Origin of the sequence: Flavobacterium luteolum (assembly GCF_027111275.1) — a bacterium.
Taxonomy (GTDB): domain Bacteria; phylum Bacteroidota; class Bacteroidia; order Flavobacteriales; family Flavobacteriaceae; genus Flavobacterium; species Flavobacterium luteolum.
Map to the genome: position 1 here is coordinate 4,455,724 of NZ_CP114286.1, position 16,741 is coordinate 4,472,464.

11 protein-coding genes are annotated in these 16,741 nt (G+C 36.2%); 9 read left to right on the plus strand and 2 right to left on the minus strand.

All coding sequences use genetic code 11. The annotated features are described in order from the left end of the window. Positions 1 to 357: 357 nt before the first annotated feature. The 9 genes from OZP10_RS19165 (at position 358) to OZP10_RS19205 (ending at position 13,732) form a co-directional block, all read left to right on the plus strand. Positions 358 to 3,372: a SusC/RagA family TonB-linked outer membrane protein gene (locus OZP10_RS19165; RefSeq protein WP_281632294.1), complete on the plus strand. Its 3,015-nt coding sequence runs from the start codon at positions 358 to 360 to the stop codon at positions 3,370 to 3,372. A gap of 17 nt (positions 3,373 to 3,389) precedes the next feature. Continuing rightward, positions 3,390 to 4,913, plus strand: a complete 1,524-nt coding sequence (locus tag OZP10_RS19170) for a RagB/SusD family nutrient uptake outer membrane protein (protein WP_281632295.1) — start codon at positions 3,390 to 3,392, stop codon at positions 4,911 to 4,913. Positions 4,914 to 5,191: 278 nt separating this feature from the next. Beyond that, a complete protein-coding gene (locus tag OZP10_RS19175) occupies positions 5,192 to 6,367 on the plus strand; it encodes a cellulase family glycosylhydrolase (RefSeq protein WP_281632296.1) in 1,176 nt (391 codons plus the stop codon). Positions 6,368 to 6,490: 123 nt separating this feature from the next. Next, a complete protein-coding gene (locus tag OZP10_RS19180; protein WP_281632297.1) occupies positions 6,491 to 7,513 on the plus strand; it encodes a glycoside hydrolase family 43 protein in 1,023 nt (340 codons plus the stop codon). 353 nt (positions 7,514 to 7,866) lie between these two features. Next, positions 7,867 to 9,675, plus strand: coding sequence for a glycoside hydrolase family 2 protein (locus OZP10_RS19185; RefSeq protein WP_281632298.1), 1,809 nt, complete (start codon positions 7,867 to 7,869; stop codon positions 9,673 to 9,675). 99 nt (positions 9,676 to 9,774) lie between these two features. Beyond that, positions 9,775 to 10,797, plus strand: a complete 1,023-nt coding sequence (locus tag OZP10_RS19190; protein ID WP_281632299.1) for a glycoside hydrolase family 43 protein — start codon at positions 9,775 to 9,777, stop codon at positions 10,795 to 10,797. 22 nt (positions 10,798 to 10,819) lie between these two features. Then, positions 10,820 to 11,995: an aldose epimerase family protein gene (locus OZP10_RS19195; RefSeq protein WP_281632300.1), complete on the plus strand. Its 1,176-nt coding sequence runs from the start codon at positions 10,820 to 10,822 to the stop codon at positions 11,993 to 11,995. 196 nt (positions 11,996 to 12,191) lie between these two features. After that, the gene (locus tag OZP10_RS19200) at positions 12,192 to 13,172 is read left to right on the plus strand and encodes a glycoside hydrolase family 43 protein (protein WP_281632301.1); all 981 of its coding nucleotides are present in this window, start codon (positions 12,192 to 12,194) and stop codon (positions 13,170 to 13,172) included. A gap of 146 nt (positions 13,173 to 13,318) precedes the next feature. Further along, positions 13,319 to 13,732: a 3-hydroxyacyl-ACP dehydratase FabZ family protein gene (locus tag OZP10_RS19205; RefSeq protein ID WP_281632302.1), complete on the plus strand. Its 414-nt coding sequence runs from the start codon at positions 13,319 to 13,321 to the stop codon at positions 13,730 to 13,732. 122 nt (positions 13,733 to 13,854) lie between these two features. Here the strand turns inward: OZP10_RS19205 and OZP10_RS19210 are convergent, their stop codons facing one another. Together OZP10_RS19210 and OZP10_RS19215 are read right to left on the minus strand one after the other, a co-directional pair. Continuing rightward, complete coding sequence (locus OZP10_RS19210) at positions 13,855 to 15,786, minus strand: OmpA family protein (RefSeq protein ID WP_281632303.1); 1,932 nt, start codon at positions 15,784 to 15,786, stop codon at positions 13,855 to 13,857. 12 nt (positions 15,787 to 15,798) lie between these two features. Further along, positions 15,799 to 16,722 (minus strand): PorP/SprF family type IX secretion system membrane protein, encoded by a 924-nt coding sequence (locus OZP10_RS19215; RefSeq protein WP_281632304.1) that lies wholly within the window; start codon positions 16,720 to 16,722, stop codon positions 15,799 to 15,801. Positions 16,723 to 16,741 lie beyond the last annotated feature (19 nt).

Genomic DNA, 16,741 nt, shown 5'->3' on the forward strand with positions numbered 1-16,741 from the left:
TCGTCTCAATATTCTACAAAATGTTGCATCTGAATGAAAACGGACTGTTTTTAATACAATTTGAATCATTTGAGAGAGATATTGACACAAATGAAGCATTTTATTTTGAATAAAAAGCGCCTAATTTGAATTTTCAAATAAACGATATTGATAAAATTTTAAGGTTAAAAATATACTATCAATAAAATTAAGTTTGAAAAATCTAACCATTAATAATTTTGAAACAAAATGAACAATTTATTACAACCAAAGAATATTAGTTCTTTTTTTGCCCGTATTCCAGACGGATAAAAAAGAGCAATATTTCATTAAACCAAACCACAAAAAGAAATAAAACTATCTAAAATGCAAAAATCAATGAAAACAAAGTTCACTCACTTTTTAACGAAGAGATATTACCTCTTGGTTTTCTTTAGTTTATTACTGCAGTCCGCTTTTGCCCAGCAGATTACTGTTACGGGAAAAGTTACCACCGCAACTGGCGAATCGGTTCCTTTTGCGAATGTTTTAATAAAAGGATCCCAAAATGGTGCCGTTACAGACTTTGACGGGAGCTATAAAATTACAGCCAGTGGAAATCAGACACTAGTTTTTAGTTCGCAAGGCTACAAAACAATCGAAATTGCAATCAACAACAAAACTTCTGTAAATGTTACTATGGAAGAAGATGCCATGAAATTGGACGAGATAGTTGTTGTAGGTTATGGATCGCAACAGAAAAAAGACCTTACAGGAGCTGTTGCATTAGTTAAACCAGACGAAATTCAGAAAAGACAAGTTACAACAGTTGCAGACGGACTTCAAGGCTTGGTTACGGGAGTTAAAGTTCGAGGTGGCGGACGCCCTGGGCAAGAAGCCAATGTTGAAATTCGTGGTCTTAAAAATCTTCAAAACACCAATCCATTATACGTAATTGATGGTTTGGTAACTTCTGCTAACAGAGATTTTAATCCAAACGATATCGAATCGATTCAGGTTTTAAAAGATGCTTCTGCAGCAGCAATCTACGGTTCTAGAGCGGCAAATGGTGTCATTATAATTACGACTAAAAAAGGTAAAAAAGGACCGCTTCAAGTTGAAGTTTCTGCAAAAAGCAGTTTTCAAATCATGCCTCGCTATGATTTGATGGGAACTGAGGAGTTTGCCAAATACAATAATATGGCGTATGACAATGCTGGACTTCCGAGACAAAATTTGAATATGGCTGTAAATACAGATTGGCAAGATGCCACTTTTCAAACGGGAATGATTCAGGATTACAATGCTAGCTTTTCTGGCGGAAATGAGAATTCAAGCTTTTTTATGTCTGGAAATTATTTTGGAAATGAAGGAACAGTTATCGGAACAGATTTTGACAGAATTTCATTCCGTGTAAACTCAAGCGGTACAAAAGGAATTTTCAGCATTGGAGAAAATTTAGCGATTAGCAATGCTAAAACAGACGAAATGTCTGGAAATCCAATTATTGATGTGTACAGAATGACGCCAACAATTCCGCTTTACGATCCATCTAACCCTGGAGGATATGGCTACGGAAAACAAGGTGTTGCTGATACTTTTGGTACAAACCCTTTGGCATTGGCTGATTTTTCTAATGTAACGAATCAAAATTTTAGAATTAGAGGAAACATTTGGTCAGAATTAAAGTTTGTGCCTTGGCTGAAATACCGTTTTAATTTTGGATATGAAACGAGCTTCGATTCTTATAAATACATGAGAAAAAAAGGAAGCTGGACATTAAATCAGCCTCAAGATCCTTCTCAAACGGATCAAAATAAAGGAAGATCAGAAACTTTATTATTTGAAAACACACTGACTTTCAAAAAAGAATTTGGCAAACATGATATTACACTTTTAGTAGGTCAGACCTATCAAAAAGATAATTATGACCAGATTTACGGAACAAAAAGAAATCTTCCGATGAATTCTGGAACTGGAGAATATTATGAAGTTTTAAATCAAGGAGATTCGCCAGTTGTTGGAGGTTTTATTAATGAAGCAGCTTTAACGTCGTATTTAGGAAGGTTAGAATACAATTATGATAATCGCTATTTATTTAATGCCGTAATCAGACGTGACGGTTCTTCTAGATTCAGCGATGGCAATAAATGGGGCAATTTCCCTTCTATTTCTGCGGGATGGAGAATAAGCAATGAATCTTTCTTTAAATCAGAATTCATTAAAGATTTAAAATTAAGAGCAAGTTATGGAGAATTAGGTTCTGGAAATATCAGAGAATATGAATCTAAAAGCTTCATTAATAATTTCGGACAGGTTGTTTTAGGAAAAGACCAGACTTTGTATCCTTCTGCAACTCAGGTGAAATTATCAAACTCACAATTACGCTGGGAAAAACTAAAACAAACCAATATTGGATTAGATTTAGGAGTTTTAAATAATGATTTGCGTTTAACAGCAGATTATTTCATCGCTCGTACAGAAGATGTATTATTTGGTTTCCCAATCTTATTGACTACAGGAAACGATGGCGGAAACCCAATTTCTAATGCGGCAACGGTAGAAAATAAAGGCTTTGAGTTGGAATTGTCTTACAGCAAAAAAATCAATGAGTTTTCTTTTAATGCATCTGTAAACTTCACGAAAGTAAATAACAAGCTGCTTTCTTTAGGAAATGGACAAAACGAAAACATTATTGGAAACACAATGACTAGAAGCGGTAGCCCGGTAGGAATGTGGTATGTTTTGGAAACTGACGGATTATTCCAAAATCAGCAGGAAATTGACAACTACAAAAATGCTAACGGAAAAGTAATTATGCCAAATGCAGTTCCTGGAGATATTCGTTTTAAAGACAATAATGGAGACGGGCAAATTACAAACGAAGATAAAGCAATTGTGGGAAGTCCGTGGCCAGAATTTGAAATGGGTTTGAATGCTGGAGCTGAATATAAAAACTTTGATTTTTCTATGAACTGGATCGCTTCAAACGGTGCTACAGTTTACAACGGATTTAGAAGTGTGGTCGATCGTTTTGATGATAATAGTAATTACAGAAAAGGTATTCAGCCTTGGACGCCAGAAAATCCAAATACCGATTTTCCTAGAGTTACAAAAGGTTCAACTTTAAATTCAAGAGGAGATAGTGACCGTTTCTTAGAAAGTGGCAACTTCATTAGACTAAAATACATTGGTTTTGGATATAATTTGCCAAGCACTGTTTTAGAAAAATCAGGAATTACAAGAGCAAGATTGACTTTATCTGCACAAAACATTCTAACCATCACAAAATACAAAGGTTTAGATCCTGAGTTTAGTAATACGGGCGATAACAGAATTTTTGAAAGAGGTGTTGATAACGGTTCTTTCCCGAATCTTAAGACGTATTCTTTTGGTGTTGAATTTAGCTTTTAATTAAAAAAAACAGCGTAATGAAAAAAATAATCATATTAACAGCAGCTTTTTTAGGTCTTGTTTTTACCGCTTGTGAAAACGAATTAGACTTAAACAGCCCAAATGATATTACAGTAGACCAATATTGGAAAACTGAAAGTGATGCACAAGCCGGTGTAAACTCTATTTATGCCATGTTTTATAAAGACGGTTTGTGGGCAAGATGGATTTATTTCCGTCTGGATTTAACTTCTGACGAAGGTTATAGCGTGAGTCCGTGGACAGAATTGGCAGATTGGACTAGATTCAATTATATCAATTATAATTTTTGGGAAGGAAATGCCGTAACGTGGAGAGATACTTACAAAGCTATTTTTAGATGTAATCAGGTTTTGGCTAATGTTCCGAATATCACTTTTCAGAATGAAGATGATAAAAAGAAAATTATCGCGCAGGCAAAATTCTTTAGAGCATTGCACTACTATTATGCAGGTGTAATTTGGGAAGATGTGCCGTTGGTTTTAGATCCGTCCACGCCAGCAGATTTGCCAAAACAAGTAAAGGTAGACGAAATATGGGCTCAAGTAGAAAAAGATTTGAATGAAGCTTTTGAAGATTTGCCAAGAGATTGGTCAGCTGATCAATTAGGAAGACCAGATAAAGGTGCCGCAAAAGCCTTTCTTGCCAAAGTATATATGCAACAGCACAAGTGGAATGAAGCAAAAGGAGCTCTTGAATTTTTAATTTCGGGAGCAGGAGCGAAGTACAGTTTGGTATCTAACTACAGAGATAATTTTACGGATACAAATGAGAATAATGCCGAATCTGTTTTTGAAATCCAATTTGGAGACCAAAGAAAAGGAGGAACTGATGAAGCGCAAAATGCAGCTGTTTCTAGCAACCGTTCTCAGTTCTTTGCACCAAGAGGAATTGGATGGTCTGACGGACAAGCGCGTATCTGGTTAGTAGATGCTTTTAAGCAAGAAAACAATAAAGACGGAAAATTGGACGAAAGGTTAAGATGGACTTTATTCTACCCTCAGTTATTAGCCGATTTTGGAGACAAAACATACGGAAGAAACTGGGAATGGAACAATAATGAAGCTTGGTTTAGAAAAGGAAGCCGTGATTATTACAGAAATAATGAGGATTATTATAGCCAGGTAAACTATAGATTGGTTCGTTATGCTGATATTTTATTGCGTTACGCGGAAGTCTTAAACGAATTAGGAAATACTGCTCAAGCGTATCAGTATGTTGATTTAGTAAGAGCTCGTGCAAATATGAATGCATTGGCAACAGCACATCCAGAAATTGGAAACGATCACGACAAATTCCTAGAACGTTTGAAAATGGAAAGAGTTTTGGAATTGTGTGGCGAAAGCGTTCGTTGGGAAGATTTAAAACGTTGGGGAGATTTAAATTCTCAAGCTTCTGTTGATAAAATTGCGCTTCGTGATTCAGATTTTAAAAACTTCACAGTTGGTAAAAATCACAGAATGCCAATTCCGCAAAGTGATGTAGATAATAATCCAAATCTAGAGCAGAACTCTGGATATTAACAATATGCATTGGATGAAATTGAACAGAATTTATTTTAACACATAGAGACATAGTCTTTAGGAATCTATTAAAGGCGTTTCACTTAGAATAATAGACATAGCACTATGTGTTAAAGCTTGCTTTTTCTATAATCTTAAGCAGAATAATAAAAATCTATGCTTCTATGTGTTAAAAATAATCTCACCCAATGAATTAAAACTGATTTTTTGAGGGGATCAGATGTAAAAGTCTGGTTCCCTTATCATAAAGAACGATTGTTCAAAAAAATAAAATTGAAATGAAGAAAGTAAAATTGTGTCTGACATTTATGTTAGCAGGACTCGTATTGCTTAGCTGCAACAATAAAAAAAATAATCCTGAAGAAAAGGAAAGCGAAGTCGCCTCAATAGAAAAAAGAGAAATCTGGACAAAAGATCAGGCCAATAAATGGTACGCAGAACAGCCTTGGTTGGTTGGCGCAAATTATTCTCCTAGCACAGCTATAAATCAGTTAGAGATGTGGCAGGAAGATACTTTTGACCCAAAACGAATTGATCAGGAATTGGGCTGGGCCGAAGGTCTTGGTATGAATGTAATGCGCGTATATCTGCATGATTTATTGCATCAGCAAGATGCGGAAGGACTTTATAAGCGCATGGATCAGTTTTTAGAAATCGCTGATAAACATCACATAAAAACCCTTTTTGTTTTGTTTGATTCTTGTTGGGATCCGTTTCCAGCTTTAGGAAAACAGCGTGCTCCAAAGCCGCATACGCATAATTCAGGTTGGATGCAGGCTCCGGGACAAAAGGCGCTTCAGGATAAAACGCAATATCCACGCTTAGAGAAATATGTAAAAGAAACGGTTTCTCATTTTAAAGATGACAAACGTATTTTAGGCTGGGATGTTTGGAACGAACCAGATAACATGACGGGACCATCTTATGAAAAAGTAGAAATTAAAAACAAAGTCGATTTGATTTTACCGCTTTTAAAAGATGTTTTTGTGTGGGCGAGAGAAAGCAATCCTTCTCAGCCATTGACTTCTGGCGTTTGGGTAGGAGATTGGAGCAACGAAGCGAAGATGAAACCAATGCACAAAATGCAGATCGAGCAGTCTGATATTGTTTCTTTTCATAATTACAACACACCTCAGGATTTTGAAAAAGTAATCAAACAATTACAGCGTTACGGAAAACCATTAATCTGTACAGAATATATGGCTAGACCAAACGGAAGCACTTTTGAAGGGTTTCTTCCAATTGCTAGAAAATACAACGTAGGAATGATCAATTGGGGATTTGTAGACGGAAAAACACAAACGAAATACGCCTGGGACAGTTGGACAAAAACATACACCGCAGAGCCAAAATTATGGTTTCACGATGTATTACACACAGATGGAACGCCATACATTCAGGCGGAAACCGATTTGATTAAAAAGATGACTGCTGAGGCGAATAAGAAGAATTAGATAATGTGTCAATTTGATAATTAGATAATTCTTGAAATGTGTTAATTGACTAATTTTCTAATTACCACATTTTCTCATTTTCTAATTATCAAATTGACTAATTATCACATTAAAAAATAACTTATGAAAACAACAAAGAACTTATTTTTTCTAATGATGATTCTGGTTGGATTTTCCACGAAAGCGCAACAACCAGATCCTCCTGGACAGGTAAAAGGAAATGAAAAATCAAAAAACGAAGCCTATCTTTTTGCGCATATGACGCATAACGATTACGGCAGATTATATTATTCTGTTAGTTTGGATGGACTTCATTGGGAAAATCTGAACAATGGAAAACGCGTTTTTGAAGATTACAAAGGACATCCCGATATCTGCAAAGGCCCAGACGGGAAATATTACATTGCAGGAAATACAGGAGACGATGCCAAAAGCATTAATATTTGGGTTTCGGATGATTTAATCACTTGGAAAAAACATTCTGATTATACGCCCGATTTAAAAAGTACGCCAGATTATTCAAACGCTTTGCAGAGAATTGGTGCTCCAAAATTGTATTACGATAACGATTCTCAAAAGTTCATCATGACTTGGCATACGCCACATTTGGAAGGAACCAAAGAAGATGGAGAACGTTATTGGGCAAGCCAGCGTACCTTGTATGTTTTGTCTAAAGATTTAAAAACTTTCGAAGGAACGCCAAAACGTTTATTCGATTGGGATATGGGAACGATTGATGTTTTTATTCGTAAAGTTGGTGATTCTTATTACGCCGTGATTAAAGACGAAACGTATCCAACTTTGTATTGGACAACCGGAAAAACCATCCGAATTGCCAAATCAAAAAATCTTTTAGGACCTTATTCTTTGCCTCAGCCATCTATCAGTCCAAACTTTAGAGAAGCGCCAATGTTAATTCCTTCTCCAGATGACAAAATATGGTACATGTATTACGAGCAATATCCAGGTGTTTCCTACGGATTATCGATTGCAGATAACCTAAACGGACCTTGGTTTCAAGCCTCAGGCTACACTTTTTTCTCAGATTGGGACAAATACAGTCTCCCAGAAAAAGTACGCCACGGCTGCATGATTACAATCTCTAAAAAAGAATACGACAGTTTGGTGAAGAAATTCGGGAAATAATGGTGAATTGTAAATTGTTAATGGTGAATTATTTTCAAACTTCATTTTTGCAACTCCATATAATTCACAATTCACAATTTACCATTCACAATTAAAAAAATGGTTAGTTAAGTTAGTTTAGTTCAGCAATTATCGGGCTTATGTGGAGATGAGCCCGGTAATTCATTTTGATTTAGAAGAAATATTACGGTAAATATCTTCACCATATAAGTTACATAAGTTCATATTAAGTCTTGCCTTAAGTAAAAGTAAAAACTTATATGCTCTTGGCATTTTTTTTTAGCGAGTTAAACTAAAATGAACTTACATGACTTATATGGTTTAAAAAACTTACAAGTATAAAAATATAAAGCATGAAAAGAAAAAGTATCCTTTTTTTAGCCTTGTTATCCATGTTTGCAGTAAATGCGCAATGGAAACCACAAGGTGATAAAATCAAGACCAAATGGGCAGAGCAGGTTGATCCGAAGAAAACTTTACCCGAATATCCCCGTCCGATTATGGAGCGCGGCCAATGGAAAAATCTGAATGGTTTGTGGAATTATAGCATTCAAGAGTTTGGAAAAGCCGCGCCTTCAAAATATGACGGGCAGATTCTGGTTCCGTTTGCAGCCGAATCGAGTTTGTCTGGCGTGATGAAAGAAGTTGGTGCTAAAAATGAACTTTGGTACGAAACTCAATTTTCGATTGAATCGGGCTGGAATGGAAAAAACATCCTTTTGCATTTCGGAGCTGTCGATTGGAAAACAGAAGTTTTTGTGAATGATGTAAAAGTGGGTTCGCATACGGGAGGTTATACGCCGTTTTCGTTTGACATTACGCCTTTCATCCAAAAAGGGAAAAATCAAAAGCTAGTTGTAAAAGTTTGGGATCCTTCCAACGATGGGCCTCAACCAAGAGGAAAACAAGTTAAAAATCCAGAAGGAATTTGGTACACGCCTGTTACCGGAATCTGGCAAACGGTTTGGATTGAGCCTGTTAATGCTAAAAACATTGCAGCATTAAAAACAACGCCAAATATTGATCAAAATACGATTAGTATAAAAGCTGAGGTAAATGGAGCAGAAAAAGGCGATTTAGTAGAAATTTCTGTTTTCGATAACGGAAAAGAAATCGCTAAAGAAAAAGCGGTTGTGGGAGAAAGCAATGATATTGTTTTGAATAATCCGAAACTGTGGTCGCCTGAAAGTCCGTTTTTATATCAGACTAAAATTCGCTTAATCAGCAAAAACAAAGTGATTGATGAGGTGAAAAGTTATTTTGCGATGCGAAAAATTTCGTCTAAACGCGATGAAAATGGAATCGTGAGAATGCAGTTAAATAACAAAGATTATTTTCAATTCGGACCTCTTGACCAAGGCTGGTGGCCAGATGGCTTGTACACCGCGCCAACTGACGAAGCTTTGAAATATGATATTATTAAAACCAAAGAACTAGGATTTAATATGATTCGTAAACACGTAAAAGTCGAGCCGGAGCGCTGGTATACGCATTGCGATCAGTTGGGAATTTTGGTTTGGCAAGATATGCCAAGTGGAGACGATCAGTCAGTTTGGCAAAATAGAAAGTATTTTGAAGGAACAGAATTACAGCGTTCGGCAAAATCAGAAGAAATCTACAGAAAAGAGTGGCGCGAAATTATGGATCATCTGTATTCCTACCCAAGTATTGTGGTTTGGGTTCCGTTTAACGAAGCTTGGGGACAATTTAAAACTGTTGAAATTACAGAATGGACAAAAAATCATGATGCAACACGTCTGATTAATTCTGCGAGTGGAGGAAATCACTTTCAAACGGGAGATATATTAGATTTACACAATTATCCTGGTCCAGATATGTATTTGTACGATGCGAGAAGAGTTACAGTCTTGGGAGAGTATGGCGGAATCGGTCTTCCGTTAGAAGGACATCTTTGGAAAGCAAATGACAACTGGGGTTATATCAAATTTAAAAATGAGGCAGAAGTTACCGCCGAATACAAAAAGTACGCGGAAATGCTTCGAAAATACGTTAAAACGGGATTCTCGGCTGCAGTCTATACTCAAACAACCGATGTTGAAGGCGAAGTAAACGGTTTTATGACCTACGATAGAAAAGTGGATAAAATGGATTTTAAAGCTGTGAACAAAATTAATACGGAGGTTATCAATGCTTTGAATTAGAGTTAAATTTATTTCTCCCGCAGATTTGGCAGATTGCGCTGATAAAAAAGATCTGTAAAATCTGCGAGAGAAAATTCAAAGACTAACAAAAAACTAAAAATGAAAAAATATCTAATCCTTTTCCTGTTCACAACGATAAGTTTTGCGCAGCAAAAAACATTCACTAATCCAATCCTTCCATCGGGAGCAGATCCTTACAGCACATATTACAAGGGTTATTATTACTACACCAACACACTTGGAAACAAATTGGTTTTGTGGAAAACAAAAGACCTTTCGGATATTAAAAATGCAGAAAGCAAAGTGATTTGGACACCGCCCAAAAACACCAATTATTCAGCAGAACTCTGGGCGCCGGAGTTTCATATTATCAACGGAAAGTGGTATTGCTATTTCGCGGCAGATAATGGCGATAACAACAATCACAGAATGTATGTTTTAGAAAATAAATCTTCAGATCCGTTTAAAGGGAAGTTTGAATTTAAAGGCAAAATCGCTGCGAAAACCGATAAATGGGCAATTGACGGAAATGTTTTTGAATATAAAAAACAGCTATACATGATTTGGGCAGGCTGGGAAGGAGACAAAAACGGTCAGCAGAACATTTACATTGCCAAAATGAAAAATCCGCTTGAGATTGATGGCGATCGCGTTATGATTTCTGCACCAACAAACGATTGGGAGACACACGGCGCATTGCATGATGAGGTGAATCCGCCACAGGTAAATGTGAACGAAGGGCCACAGTTTTTAGAAAGAAACGGAAAAATCTTCATTGTGTTTTCGGCAAGTGGATGCTGGACCGATTTCTATGCTTTAGGCTTGTTAACCTTTAACGGTACAGATAATTTGCTAGATGCAAATGCATGGAAGAAATCTCCTGAGCCTATTTTCAAGCAATCTTCAACCAACAAGGTTTATGCGCCAGGACATAATTCATTCTTTAAATCTCCTGATGGAAAAGAAGATTGGATTTTGTACCACGCCAATTCAAACCCAGGAGAAGGATGCGGTAACAAAAGATCGCCAAGAATGCAAAAAATAGAATGGGACGCCAACGGTTTTCCAGTTTTGGGCGAACCGGTTAGTGAAGGAACGCCATTGGCTATTCCGTCAAATTAAAATCATTTCAAAAAAGATAAAAATGAAAAATATTCAAATTGCTGCAGTTTTGTTGCTTGCACTTTTCCAATTTAACTGTAAAGACAATAAAAAAGAAAATACGACTTCAAAAGAAAGCTTAGAAACCAAATCAGATTCGATAAAAACGGTTTTAGAGACTAAAAACTTCGATACCATAATCGATGGTAAAAAAGTCGGTTTGTATTGGATCGAAAACAAAGATATAAAAGCTGCTTTTACTAACTATGGCGGGCGATTAGTAGGTTTGTGGGTTAAGGATAAAAAGGGAAAGCCAACCGATGTCGTAGTCGGAATGAATAGCGTAAAAGGCTTCAAAAACTCAACAGAACCTTACTTTGGTGCTACAATTGGAAGGGTTGGCAACAGAGTTGCATTAGGCAAATTTACGCTCGAAGGAAAGCACTATCAGATTCCGCTTAATAATGGAAAAAATGCGCTGCACGGTGGTATAAAAGGGTTTCAAGACGTTGTTTGGAATGCTGAAAAGACAAATGAGAATACGCTGGTTTTTACGTATGCTTCGCCAGATGGAGAACAAGGTTTTCCTGGAAATCTAAATGTAAAAGTAACTTATTCTATTACAGATGATCATGCGGTAAAAATGGAATATGAAGCTACAACCGATAAAACTACGATTGTCAATTTAACCAATCATGCCTTTTTCAATTTGAATGGAGAAGGAAGCGGAACAACTTTAAATCATGAATTACAGATTTACGGAGATAAATTTACACCCGTTGATGAAGGTTTGATTCCGACTGGAGAATTGAAATCGGTAAAAAATACACCATTCGATTTTACATCAAAACATAAAATTGGCGAAAGAATAGAAGCCAAAGACGAACAGCTGAAATTCGGAAAAGGTTATGACCATAATTATGTGCTTAATGGGACTAAAAAAGACGGATTTATACATGCGGTAACGATTAAAGGTGATGTTTCAGGTATTACTTTAGATATTTACACAGAAGAGCCTGGACTACAATTTTATAGTGGAAACTTCATGCAAAGCAAAAATACCTTTAAATCAGGTGCTAAAGATGATTTTAGGACTGCTTTCGCCTTAGAAACACAACACTTCCCAGATGCGCCAAATAAGCCAAAATTCCCTCAAATAACTTTAAAAGCAGGAGAGAAGTACCATACAGTTTCTTTGTATCAATTTTCGGCAAAATAGTAATGAGTTTTGAGTTGGAAATTAAGAGTTGAAAAACGTTATGTGAAAGACTTTTTTGTGAAAAGTAAAAAGGGCTTTTTTGAAGCGAAATGACGGATTTTTAACAAAATTTGCGTCATAGAGGTTTTCTATAGTGTTATTTTAACTAATTGATTTTTAGCTTTTAAATTGATTTAATTAAATAAAAAGTTTAACAATGAAAATAAAAAAGTATTTTACGCTTTTAAGTATGTTTTGTGTCTTTATTTGTTGTTCTCAAGACAAAGAAACGGTTAAAAAAACGACTTCAAAAGAGCAACCAATCTTGTTGGCAGATCCAACTATTTTTTATGAAAATGGAGTTTATTATTTGTACGGAACAACCACGGGAGATTTTCCTAATGGAGAAGGTTTTCAAGTGTACACTTCTTCCGATTTGAAAAAATGGAAAGGTCCTGTTGGAGCGCAAAATGGACTGGCATTAAAAAAAGGAGATGCTTATGGAACGAAAGGTTTTTGGGCGCCGCAAGTTTTTAAAAGCAACAATAAGTTTTATATGATTTATACTGCCGATGAGAATATAGCCATTGCAAGCAGCGATAGTCCGCTTGGACCATTTAAAAACGATTCTAAGGCTTCAATGTTTAATTCGGGCAAACAGATTGATCCTTTCTTTTTTGTTGATCAGGACGGCAAAAAATACCTTTATCACGTGCGTTTGACTAATGGAAACCGAATTTTTGTGGCTGAATTGAATGATGATTTCTCTGGAATAAAAGAAGAAACGCTGAAAGAATGTATTTCTGGTGTTCTTCCGTGGGAAAACACACAGAATGTTTCGTGGCCAGTTACAGAAGGTCCGACAGTTTTAAAACACAATAATCTGTATTATATGATTTATTCTGCAAACGATTTTAGAAATCCCGATTATGCAGTGGGTTATGCGACAGCTACAAGTCCAATGGGACCTTGGGAAAAAGCAGCTGAAAGTCCGATGATTAGCAGAAAAGATGTTGGCATAAATGGAGTAGGTCACGGTGATGTTTTCTATGATAAAAACGGAAAAATGAAATATGTACTGCATACGCATTATAGCAATAGCGGTGTTTCTCCAAGAAAAGCGGCAATAATCGATATTGGTTTTGAAGGAAATAAAATCAAAGCAGATGCGAAAAGTTTTGTTTTGCTAACGGAATAAAACTTGTGATTTTAGAGTTGATAACGTGGGCTGACTTGTTTTTGAGTCAGCCCTTTTTTTAACATTTTAACCTGCTTTTAACATAGATGCAACTTTAATATTGTCTATTTCAGTTCAGATTCGTACATTGTTGAAAATTATAAATCATGACTAAAAAAATAGAAGACTTAATTCCGCATCGTGCTCCCTTTCTTTTTGTTGATGAAATTATCTCTTATACAGCAGACACAATCATTGGTTTAAAGACATTTACAGATAAAGATGCCTGGCTTCAGGGCAGTTTTCCAGATTTTAATTTTGTTCCTGGAACTATTTTGATCGAAGCTATGGCGCAATGTGGTGGTGCAGGAATAAAGCTTTTAGGAATCGCAGATGGAGTTTTTGGCTTAGTTAGCTTAGATAAAGTGGAGTTTTTTGGAGGTGTTGAATTCAATAAACTCGTTAAATTTGTGGTAAAAAACATTCGTACAAGCGAAAAAATCATAAAACAATCTGGAGAAGCTTTTGATGAAGATAAATTGATTATGAAAGGTGAATGGATGTGTGTGAAGCTTCAGTGAGAGAATAGATAATAGAGGAGAGAAGCAAGAAGCAAGAAGCAAGAAGCAAGAGGAAAGATAAAAGAGTAAAGAAGTAAGATTATAGAAAAACGCCTTAAGATTGGATTCTTAAGGCGTTTTTTTTACATTTTTGTTATGATGAATTCGCTTCGGCGATTGACTTGATGTTGCGCTTCTGTACATGGAACTCCGTTAGAACAATTATTGATTAGCTGAGTTTCTCCATAACCAATTGCGCTTTCTATTCGTTCGGGAGCAACTCCTTGAGAAATGAGATAATCTCTTGTGGCTTTTGCTCTTCGATCAGAGAGTTCGAGATTGTACTGGTCGTTGGCGCGGGAGTCGGTATGCGATTCGATTTTGATTACAATGGTGTTGTACTGATGCATTAAGAGAACTACTTTATTTAATTCTATAGCAGCATCATAACGTATATCTGATTTGTCTAAATCAAAGAAAATAATTCCAATTTTTATTTTCAGAACTCCATTTTCTCGTGCAATCAAAGCAGGATCCAAACCTACCAGAGCTTCTGTTTTTCCAGAGCTGTTTGCGGTAACAATTGCCTTGTTATTTGCGTTATAATTTTCTTTTGTAACCTCAATTGTATAAGGAGTATTGCAATTTACGTTATTGTTAAAATCATATTTTCCGTCGAGCTGAGAAACGGTTTCTGCCACTTTTATCCCATTTGCGTTTTTCAGCGTTACCATAGCACCTGCAATTCTGTTGTTTGAAATAGCATCATAAACATAACCGCTTATGGCTTGATTGCATGATCTTTCAAAAGAGTAAATATCATCATCACCTTTTCCTGTTTTTCTGTTAGAGCAGACAAAACCTTTGTTAGTTGCTTCGTTAACGATATATCCAAAATCATCTCTATTGCTGTTTAAAGGTGCACCGAGATTGGCTGGTGTGTCAAAAACGCCATCGTTTAATCGGCTTTCGAATACGTCTAAGCCTCCTAAACCTAAAAATCCGTCAGAAGAAAAATACAACGCTTGATCAGTAATGTATGGGAACATTTCACGTCCTGTCGTATTTATTTTTTCGCCTAAATTTTTGGGTTCCGAGAATTGATTATTGCCCAAAATATCAACCACAAAAATATCGGTAGAACCAATTGTCCCTGGCATATCTGAAACGAAATACAGCTTTTTACCATCTTTGCTTACAGAAGGATGTCCAACTGAATAATTATCGCTGTTAAAAGGGAGTTCTTTAATATCTTTCCAAGAAACTGTACCATTACTGTTCTCTGTTGCTGTAGCAGAAAAGATTTTCAGGTTGTTAATGCCTTTGCTGTCACGTTTCAGTTTTCCGTTATAATTATTTCGCGTAAAATAAATGGTCTTTTCATCTGGAGAAAAAGCGATGCAGGCTTCGTGATATTTTGTACTGATATCTTTGCCGAAACGTTCTTTAAAAGTAACATTCGATTGCGTTTCGCTTATTTTTCCCAATTGCATATTTAAATAGGGTTGATCATTCCAGCCGTATTTGTCTGTTTTCCAATATGAAGAATCGATTGTTGTAGAGTAGACCAAATCGCCTTTGTAGAACATTGGACCAAAATCAGAATAAGCAGAATTAATTTCTAAGTTTTCAAGCAAAAAAGAGGGTTTTATATTTTCAATATCTTCGAGTGTGACATTCTTAAGCGAAAAATTCTTAGCTCGTGTCGCATCGATTGATTTTTCTTTTTCTGCAAAAGCCTTCATCCATTTTTTTGCCAGTTCATAATTTTGAATTCCTTGCAGCGACTGTGCGTAACGAAATAAATATTCGGCTGAAACTTCATTAGGGTATTCATTAATCAGTTTTCCATACCATTTTGAAGCACTAGACATTTTTGTATTGAAATAATAAGCGTCTCCAAGTCGCTGAAGCGTTTCTTTGGAAGCATCTCCATTATTAATGGAAAGTTCATACGATTTTGCAGCTTCAACATAATACATCTTATCAAAAAGAGCATCGGCAGTTTTGTTTTTGGTTTGCGAATAAATTAGCTGTATAACCAATAATGCGAGTATAGTAATTGTTCTTTTCATAGACTATCCGTATTAAAAGAATCTTGGTGATTTTAGTCCTTTTTTGCGTGAAACCAGTTCAAAACGAAGCATAATTTCGTGCGTACCGCTGTTGTAATTCTGCAATGCGGTTGTAGTGTAATCGTAAGCGTAACCTGCCATAATCATTGGCGTAATCTGTATTCCAACCAAACCGCTCACAGAATCAGATGTACGATAAGAAACACCCAGCGTTAGAGCATTGTTAAACATAAAATTGGCTGATATATCGCCAATAATTGGTGCGCCAGCCACATATTTTACCAAAACAGCTGGTTTGAATTTGGTATGTGCCGAAAGATCAAAAACATAACCTCCAATAAGATACAAGTGAATTCTCTCATTGACTAGATCGTCACTGATATCATCATAAGTATAACGTTCGCGGGTCATAAAATTCGGAATCGAAAGTCCGATATAATCTCTCTCTCCATGCCAATACAATCCAGCTCCAATAACAGGCAGGAATTTGTTTGTAATGTTTTCACGAAATTGTACATCGGGATCTTTGTAACTTCCTTTAGACCAATCGATATTGATGACACGTCCGCCTCCTTTTACTCCAAAAGAAAGTTTATGATTTTCTCCAGATTTAATGGTATAAGAGAAATTGGCATCTAGATATTGCTCATCTGTTGGCCCAATTTCTTCGTTTACGATTGAAATTCCAAGACCCACATTTTTCCCGACAGGAGTATCTAATGAAAAACTTTGTGTGTCTGGAGCACCTTCAATACCAACCCATTGAGTTCTGTAAATTCCTGTTATAGCTAAATGTCCCAGCGAACCGGCATAAGCCGAGTTTACGGTGAGTGTGTTGTACATATACTGCGTGTATTGCGGGTCTTGCTGTGCAAAGGCTCCATATACCGAGAATAGAGTTACTATCGCGAAAACCTTTTTTATATTTTTAATCATAGCCAATTTTATTTTGGTT